At 44.3% G+C, this 7,407-nt stretch carries 9 protein-coding genes and 1 tRNA gene; 3 read left to right on the top strand and 7 right to left on the bottom strand.

Features of this window, described 5'->3' with window-relative positions:
• Positions 1 to 130: 130 nt before the first annotated feature.
• The 6 genes from AAB400_04845 to AAB400_04820 form a co-directional block, all read right to left on the bottom strand.
• Positions 131 to 215: transfer RNA gene (locus AAB400_04845), tRNA-Ser, on the bottom strand.
• Positions 216 to 219: 4 nt separating this feature from the next.
• Positions 220 to 597 carry a PIN domain-containing protein gene (locus AAB400_04840; protein ID MEK7649205.1) on the bottom strand — a complete coding sequence of 126 codons (378 nt, stop codon included), beginning with the start codon at positions 595 to 597 and terminating at the stop codon, positions 220 to 222.
• On the bottom strand, positions 594 to 854 hold the full coding sequence (locus AAB400_04835; protein MEK7649204.1) for an AbrB/MazE/SpoVT family DNA-binding domain-containing protein: 261 nt from the start codon (positions 852 to 854) through the stop codon (positions 594 to 596). The genes AAB400_04840 and AAB400_04835 overlap by 4 nt, the downstream gene beginning before the upstream one ends.
• 19 nt (positions 855 to 873) lie before the next feature.
• On the bottom strand, positions 874 to 1,254 hold the full coding sequence (locus AAB400_04830; GenBank protein MEK7649203.1) for a PIN domain-containing protein: 381 nt from the start codon (positions 1,252 to 1,254) through the stop codon (positions 874 to 876).
• Positions 1,251 to 1,490, bottom strand: a complete 240-nt coding sequence (locus tag AAB400_04825) for a hypothetical protein (GenBank protein ID MEK7649202.1) — start codon at positions 1,488 to 1,490, stop codon at positions 1,251 to 1,253. The genes AAB400_04830 and AAB400_04825 overlap by 4 nt, the downstream gene beginning before the upstream one ends.
• A 50-nt stretch (positions 1,491 to 1,540) precedes the next feature.
• Entirely contained in the window at positions 1,541 to 2,671 is a 1,131-nt protein-coding gene (locus AAB400_04820; protein MEK7649201.1) for a DNA recombination protein RmuC, read from the bottom strand.
• Between the two features lie 92 nt (positions 2,672 to 2,763).
• On the opposite strand from AAB400_04820, the gene AAB400_04815 reads away from it, so the two are divergent.
• The 3 genes from AAB400_04815 to AAB400_04805 are packed head-to-tail and all read left to right on the top strand — an operon-like array spanning position 2,764 to position 6,950.
• Positions 2,764 to 5,475 carry an HAD-IC family P-type ATPase gene (locus AAB400_04815; GenBank protein MEK7649200.1) on the top strand — a complete coding sequence of 904 codons (2,712 nt, stop codon included), beginning with the start codon at positions 2,764 to 2,766 and terminating at the stop codon, positions 5,473 to 5,475.
• Between the two features lie 2 nt (positions 5,476 to 5,477).
• Positions 5,478 to 6,071, top strand: a complete 594-nt coding sequence (locus tag AAB400_04810; protein ID MEK7649199.1) for a VTT domain-containing protein — start codon at positions 5,478 to 5,480, stop codon at positions 6,069 to 6,071.
• Positions 6,072 to 6,101: 30 nt separating this feature from the next.
• Entirely contained in the window at positions 6,102 to 6,950 is an 849-nt protein-coding gene (locus AAB400_04805) for an MOSC N-terminal beta barrel domain-containing protein (GenBank protein ID MEK7649198.1), read from the top strand.
• 7 nt (positions 6,951 to 6,957) lie between these two features.
• Here AAB400_04805 and AAB400_04800 read toward each other — a convergent pair.
• Positions 6,958 to 7,407 (bottom strand): hypothetical protein (locus AAB400_04800; protein MEK7649197.1); only part of this gene is annotated, 450 nt, incomplete at its 5' end.

The following is a 7,407-nucleotide window of genomic DNA, read 5'->3' as shown; positions in this document are numbered from 1 at the left end:
GAACCCCCGCATCGCGGGGATGAGATTGGGGCTTGAGATTAAAAACCCTTGGAATCTTACGGCAGAATTCATTTCATCGGCGCAACGCGCCGATACAATTTCAGACAAAAATGCACTCTGTACTCTAATTCGGAGGGTGAGGGATTCGAACCCTCGATACCTTTCGGTATGCCGCCTTTCCAAGACGGTGCACTCGACCACTATGCGAACCCTCCACGTTTATACTTTGCTTAACTCTTTATCAAACGTTAAAATATCAATTCCATTCAACTCACTCCATGATTTCAAATAACTATCAACAAAGTGAAGGCCCTTTCGATAATAGTTCCATGCATAGAGGAGTATATCCCTCTTAATAACATTAAACCATCGTTGTCCAATAAACACCTCGAGAGCATTTGCAATATCTGAACGCTTAAGCTTATAAAACGACTCTAATACAAAGCTAGTTTCCACAATAACTAGCGGGGTAATAACAACATCACGCATCCCCTCTTCAGCCTCTTTGAACCACAGCGCTGCTTGTTCGTAATGCTTTATATGGTCTTTCACGAGGAAACGGACAATCACGTTGGTATCAAGAATAGCTCGTTTCATATCTTCCGTCCAAATTCTTTGGCAAAATGCGTTCGAGCTTGTCGTAATTGCCTATCTGAAAGCTTGACGCTTGATTTGAGAGATCCTCCAAGAGAAGCAAATGCTACTTTCGGAGTAATGATAATCTTCCCCTGTTCACTTGTTATGCGGGCTTTTGTGGATCCTTTGATACGAAATTTTTTTCTGAGCGACTGAGGAATTGTCACCTGCCCCTGACGAGTAATGGTGACCATTTGATCAATATGTTTTTCTTGCATACAATTATGTTTTTCTTACTTATACATACCCTTCTTGAATGGCCTTCTGAAGAGTGTTATCGAATGTCAGAATAGTATATGATCGCGAAAGAACCGCCAACATGCTATCAGCAAAAGAGAGACGGCGACGGAAGACTTTTTTAAAACTATCAACCGTTTTGTAAAAAAGATCTTCGCTTGAAAGAAGAATGGTGATATCGCTATTTTCGACCGCAAGTGAAAGAAATTGCTCAGCAAATGCATGTCCCTTCTTCCGAGAAAGAACCGTACAGACCTCAAGGATAACATATTCCGGCACCACGATATCACTCACCTGCTCAAACACCTTCTCTGCTCTTCCATGCTGACTGTCATCCTTATCAAGCCAGGCAATCCAAACGCTTGAATCAAGGATTGTCATACGCCGTAAATGATTTTATCAATACTCTTGCTCAAATTCTTCGTACCGCTGCGGAACTGTAATTTTTTTAAGTCGGTAAGGGTGTATCGCTTTGTTTTTGCTCCTTCTATCGGTTCAATCCTGAACACCGGCTTAGAATTCTTCACAACAACAAAGGAGCTTCCCTCCTGCACTTGCTGCGTGAGGTGCTTTAAATGAGTCTGCAGTTGCTTGATGCCAATAATCTGATCATTCATAAAGGTATCTTATGAGTATACTTTAAAGTATACTATTTTGAGAATGTCTGTCAATCTGTGTCTGTTGTCACATCGTCATCTGCTGCAGACAATGCTTTTTGACTCTTAATCTGATCTATCACACGCGTCAATGCGCGAGTACGGGTTGCCGACACGACTTCAAATTGTTTTGCAGCCGACTGTATCCGATCACCTAGTGTATCAACAGCTGTGCTATATTTTTCATACTCAGCTTCAAACTTTTGAATGAGTCCAATCACTTGGTGGAGGTTTTCTTGATAACGGAAATTCGAATGCGCTTGTTTGACCATCCGTAAGATAGCCGTAAAACTAAACGGCCCCGCAAGAATCACTTTTTGGCGCATTGCTTCTTCCCACACATCATTCAGTTGATCGTAAATAAAACTGAAAATCATTTCGTTGGGGATAAACAGAATAACAAAATCGACTGTCCGTTCCTCGGGATTGATATATCCCCTACCCGTTACCTGTTTCACTTTTTGCTTCACATCGCTTGCAAACTGTTTGCGATATTGTTCCTTTTCTGTGCGATCTTCAACTTCTGACATCTTTACAAGCGCACTATACGGAAATTTTGCATCAATATTGATCTTAGTGCCATCCGGCAGCATCACGGTGAAATCCGGCCGCGAATCTTGCAAGTCCTGTGCTTTATTGAATACATAGTCTACGCCCGTCACAAACCCTGCCATCTTCAGTAAATTTTCAGCAACTTGCTCGCCAAATGCGCCCCTAAGCTGATTATTTGAAAGTATGCGCTTAAGGTCATCGGTCGTACTTTTGAGATCAGTTACGGCTCCTTTATGCATTTCCAGCTCTTTTGCTACTGCAGAAAAACTTGCAATCCGCGCGTCATCACTCTGCTTCAGAAGCTCTTTACTTGCAAGCAAGTCTTTCCGCATTTCTTGAATCATTTGTTCGATTGTATCCTTTTTGTGTTCAAGGTCGCCTTTTGCAAGAGCAGCATCATGTTTGAGTTTTTCCGAAGCAAGAGTGAGAAATTGTTCCTGAGTTGACCGCAGCGCCTCTTGGGCGATTTTTGCAAATTCATGCCCTGTGCCTTGTAAGCTGCTAGACTGCTGCTTTCGAAGAACAATCCATACAAACACTCCGATTGTCAGTCCTATGGCAATGCCGATAAGTACTGTTTCGCTATTCATAGTCTGATTTTCTTTTTCATGAATATTTGATACTATAGTACTATATACTATCCGAAAGCTCAATTACACGTCTTTCGGCATTTTTTAATTATATGTATCACTGGTACTCCCTCTCACCACAAACAATTGAAAAACAGCTATCATCAAGCCTTGAACGCGGACTTTCGCATGAAGAAGCACATAATCGTCTTAAAGCAGACGGGCCCAATCAGATGCCTGTTGAAAAAACAGATTCATTTTTTTTGATTTTCATCCGCCAGTTCCAAAGCCCCCTTATCTACCTTTTGGGCGCGGCAAGCCTTACTATGTTTGCACTCAACGATCCCATCGACGGAAGCATTATTTTGTTTGTGCTTTCTTTTAATGCAGTTCTGGGAACAATCCATGATGGACGAGCACAGCAAACACTGAGAAAGCTGCGGGATTTTATCACAACAACGGTGACAGTCATGCGGCACGGTGAGCGCAGCATCATTCCAGACACGGAGCTTGTTGTGGGGGATATCATTCTCATTCATGAAGGAGAGCGCATTGGAGCGGATGCGCGGCTTATTGAATGCAATGGATTGCGCGTTGATGAATCGTCAGTGACAGGCGAGTCGGGTTCAATTGATAAAACACATGAAGCTATCAAACAAACAAATGTTCCCATAGCAGATCAGCATTCTATGGTATTCAAAGGAACTGCTGTGGTCGCTGGAAGCGCCAAAGCAATCGTGGTTGCAACCGGAACACGAACCGAAATAGGAAAAATCGGTGTTGAGATATCCCATATTTCTACGGAGATGCCGCTCAAAAATGAAATGGGGCTGCTATCGCGCGCGGTTATCATTGCGGCAGCGGTTATCTGTGGAGGGATTTTCATACTCGGTATCATGAAGGGAAGGGATGTTATTCAGATGTTTGAAGCGGTTGTTTCGCTCTCTGTTTCGGTTATCCCTGAGGGTCTACCGATTGTCCTCACACTTATATTGGCAAATGGTGTATGGCATATGGCAAAACGCAACGCTCTGGTAAAAAAATTACAGGCCGTTGAAGCGCTTGGCCAAGCAGAAGTAATCGCTGTGGACAAAACAGGAACGCTTACAAAAAACGAGCTTATCGTACGCAAACTGTTCACACTTGATGGCGAATATGATGTTTCTGGTAGTGGATATACGCCGGAAGGAACGATCTCATTTCAAGGTGAGGCTGTGGCATTTGGCGAACAAGAAGTATTGGAAAAACTTATTGCCTATTCTGCGGCAACGTCTGAAGCAACAATTGCATTGGAAGAAAAGGACCAGACATGGAAAATATCCGGCGAGCCGACAGAAGCGGCACTTACCGTCCTTGCGCATAAAGTAGGTCTCACAGGCGATTCTATTAGAGAGCGCTATCCGATCATTATGGAATTGCCATTCAATTACAAAGAAAAATACCACGCCATTCTCACACAGGAAGACGGTGAGAAACGCCTCATTGTGACTGGAGCGCCCGAAGTGATTATCGCTCATTCAATAGCAGTGGCAAAAAATGGCGCTCATCACGCACTCAATGAAGATATCCGAGAAGAAATAGAAGATGCGATCCAGCGATTTTCCCGAAAAGGCCTTCGAGTTATTGCATGTGCTTATTCAACCCATCCGAATCTTCAAGATTTGCTTCTTCTCCATCCATCCCATGTCGAACGCCTCACATTTGTAGGGCTCTGTGCTATACAGGATACCTTGCGCGACGAAGTGCCGGCAGCCATAGAGAAAGCAAAAAATGCGGGTATTCGCATTGTTATGCTGACTGGAGACCATATCAATACTGCGCGTGCCATCGCACAAAGCGCCGGTATCTACCATGACGGTGATGAAGTCCTGACCGGACCAGATATTGAAAGGTTATCATCCGAAGAGCTTCAATCACTTCTTGCGCGCGTTACCGTTTGTGCGAGAGTTACGCCGGAACACAAACTCCGCCTTGTGCAAGGATATCGCAGTCGCGGAGAAATTATTGCAATGACAGGTGATGGCGTCAACGACGCTCCAGCCCTTGTTGCTGCAGACTTGGGTATTGCTATGGGAAAGAACGGAACGGAAGTGGCGAAAGAAGCGTCCGACATCATCCTTCTTGATGATAATTTTTCCAGCATCATAGCAGCTGTTGAAGAAGGAAGAAATATTTTTAAAACGCTCAAAAAGGTGATTCTCTATCTTTTTTCCACAAACCTCAGTGAAGTGATTACCATCTCATTAGCACTCATTATTGGCCTTCCCCTACCCCTTTTAGCGGCGCAAATCATCTGGCTCAATTTAGTAACAGATAGTTTTTTGGATGTTTCGTTGAGTATGGAGCCAAAGGAACATAATCTGCTCACGCGAAACGGGACGACAAAGCGCACATCTCTCGTGGACGGACTTATGATACAGCGCATTATACTCATGAGTCTCCCCATGGCGCTTTCAGCACTCTTCCTGTTTGAGATGACCTATCGAGACAACATGGAAAAAGCCCTGACACTCTGCATGACAACACTTGCTTTTTCACAATGGCTCAATGCATGGAACTGCAGATCAGAAGACCGTTCAATTATTAAACAATTCTTCTCCAATAAGGCATTACTGGGAGCGCTCGCTATGGTTGTGTCATTGCAGCTACTGGCAGTCTACCACCCCCTCTTGAATACTATCCTCCATACCGTACCGCTCGATGGGCAAGATTGGGCAATGATTGCCAGTCTCTCATTGTTTGTTGTTGTGATAGAAGAAATACGAAAATACATCGCGCGCAAACGGCTTCCCTCCTATTCACGGCTTCAGTTGAGAAATGCATAACTATGGAGCTCTTTTCCGGATCATCACTTATTCAGCTTGTCCAAACAATCGGATTAATCGGAGTTGTTGCTATTATTTTTGCTGAAACGGGATTGCTTATCGGGTTCTTCTTGCCGGGTGACAGCCTACTCTTCACAGCTGGCATCCTCGCATCTCAGGGCATCTTTAATATCTATGTCCTTGTTCCAGCGCTGTTTTGTGCAAGCGTAGTTGGAAATCTTGTCGGCTATTACCTTGGAAAACATATCGGACCAAGATTATTTTCAAAACCTGATTCTTTTTTATTTCATCGAGAGCATATCGAGCGCACCAAGCGTTTCTTTGCGCACCATGGGGGAAAGACAATTATTCTAGCACGCTTCATACCAATCATACGCACCTTTGCTCCTATTCTAGCTGGCGTTGGATCGATGGATGGATCGCGCTTTTTTCTTCATTCCATTATTGGAGGCATACTATGGGCCGCTCTTCTTACCATACTTGGCTTTGCACTTGGAAGAGCCGTACCAGATGTTGATAAATACCTTCTGCCAATCATAGGAGTGATTATTATTCTTTCATTTCTTCCGGCACTTTTTCACCGAAAAAAACATTGACATTTCAAGGCATTCTGGCATACTCGCGGTATGCTCGTACCTATAAAGACTGAAGGTCATCGGATATTTGTTACCGGACTCTTTATTTATCCAATTAAGTCATGCAAGGGCATAGCTGTTCAACGCGCGGAAGTCACACCATTTGGATTTGAGCATGATCGCAGATTCGTGCTTACAGATGAACACGGAAAATTTATTACTCAGCGCACCGAACCTCGCCTTGCCCTTGTACATACGCATATTGAAGGGTCGAATTTGTTGCTTTCGGCTCCTGGCATGGACGATATTTCATTTGACATATCCCATGGCAGCCCCGAAGCGCAAGAAACGCACATTACCATGCATAGAGATACCTGTGCAGGACTCGCCATGGAGCCTTCTATAAATGCGTGGTTTAGTTCATTTCTCAAAACCATGTGCTTTTTGAATCGCTATTCTCCGACAACACCGCGTATCAAGCAGTCGTCATACCTTCAAGCTGCCATTCCTGTAAGCTACGCTGATGGATATCCATTTCTTGTCGTAAGCGAGCAATCGCTCAATCTCCTCAATACAAAGCTTGCTGCACCGGTTACTATGGCACGATTCCGCCCTAATATTGTTGTAACGGGCCCGATAATGCCACATGACGAAGATATGTGGAAAGAAGTGTGTATCGGCAATGAGGTTATCTTAAGTGGAGCATCTCGTTCTCCTCGGTGTGTCATGATCACGGTAGATCCCTCAACAGGCGTGTTTGACAGAAATAGTGAACCGATGCGAACGCTCGCAACCTATCGGAAAGAAGGAAGTGAGCTGCTCTTCGGCCGTAATTTCACACCAACAACAAATAGCAGTATCAAGCTTGATGATACGGTCAGAGTCATTTCAGTCCTCTAGAGCCAACCTACCTGGCTCTTTTTTTATAATAATCTAGAATGGCGGGGGGTTTTTCCGTAACAGTCGTATTATTGGCACTGTTTGACTCATCGACGACCGAATTGCCATTGGCCTGTATCCAGAAATGGGTATGTTGAGAATCGGCATACTTACTGTTAAGGAAATCTGAGAATGCTTTTTTCGAGCCAATGCCTACGGTAGTGATCTTTTGGGTGTGGCTAGCGCCGCCATCAAGGGGGTCATCATTGAGGGATACCATCGGAGGAATTATCTCGCTTGCAGTGCCCCACGAAAAGAATGTCTTTGATGACGGCGCACTTCCGACACCAATGTTTTTTATCGTATACGTAAGCTCTCCTTTTTTCAGTTTGACATCGGTAATGATGAGGTCGGGCAAGGGAACGGGGGGTTTTTCCGTAACAGTCGTATTATTGGCACTGTTTGACTCATCGACGAC

The organism is Patescibacteria group bacterium (assembly GCA_038065255.1).
Taxonomy (GTDB): Bacteria; Patescibacteriota; Patescibacteriia; order JACQRZ01; family JACQRZ01; genus JBBTRI01.
Note: the sequence above shows the minus strand (reverse complement) of the source record. Positions and strands in the feature narration are given on the sequence as shown.

Excerpts from the sequence above, each read along its gene's own strand:
- AAB400_04840 (MEK7649205.1), bottom strand. The coding sequence starts at position 597 with ATGAAACGAGCTATTCTTGATACCAACGTGATTGTCCGTTTCCTCGTG.
- AAB400_04835 (MEK7649204.1), bottom strand. The coding sequence starts at position 854 with ATGCAAGAAAAACATATTGATCAAATGGTCACCATTACTCGTCAGGGG.
- AAB400_04830 (MEK7649203.1), bottom strand. The coding sequence starts at position 1,254 with ATGACAATCCTTGATTCAAGCGTTTGGATTGCCTGGCTTGATAAGGAT.
- AAB400_04825 (MEK7649202.1), bottom strand. The coding sequence starts at position 1,490 with ATGAATGATCAGATTATTGGCATCAAGCAACTGCAGACTCATTTAAAG.
- AAB400_04820 (MEK7649201.1), bottom strand. The coding sequence starts at position 2,671 with ATGAATAGCGAAACAGTACTTATCGGCATTGCCATAGGACTGACAATC.
- AAB400_04815 (MEK7649200.1), top strand. The coding sequence starts at position 2,764 with ATGTATCACTGGTACTCCCTCTCACCACAAACAATTGAAAAACAGCTA.
- AAB400_04810 (MEK7649199.1), top strand. The coding sequence starts at position 5,478 with ATGGAGCTCTTTTCCGGATCATCACTTATTCAGCTTGTCCAAACAATC.
- AAB400_04805 (MEK7649198.1), top strand. The coding sequence starts at position 6,102 with ATGCTCGTACCTATAAAGACTGAAGGTCATCGGATATTTGTTACCGGA.